Origin of the sequence: Achromobacter sp. SIMBA_011 (assembly GCF_046535435.1) — a bacterium.
Lineage (GTDB): Bacteria > Pseudomonadota > Gammaproteobacteria > Burkholderiales > Burkholderiaceae_B > Achromobacter > Achromobacter dolens.
Map to the genome: position 1 here is coordinate 1 of NZ_JAWRWN010001378.1, position 228 is coordinate 228.

Here is a 228-nt window from a genome sequence, read left to right on the forward strand (position 1 = left end):
TTCGCCATCCAGATTTCCGACAGCAGCACCTCCTGTTTCGCGCGATGCCCGAAGTCGGCGCTGATCGCATCGGCGAGCGCATCGGCGTGCTCGATCAGCATCGTGCGCAGCGCGCGCAGGTGCTGCGCGCGCGTATCCCATTCGGGGTACGGGGCGCGCAGGTAAGCCGCGCGCTGATCGCGCAGCAGCGACGTGAGCGCATCGAGCGACGGCAGCGCTTGCGGGGCC

1 pseudogene is annotated in these 228 nt (G+C 69.3%); it reads right to left on the reverse strand.

The window, feature by feature from the left end:
• Positions 1-215 (reverse strand): annotated as a pseudogene (locus tag SB816_RS35555) (coniferyl aldehyde dehydrogenase); the annotation flags it as partial.
• Positions 216-228 lie beyond the last annotated feature (13 nt).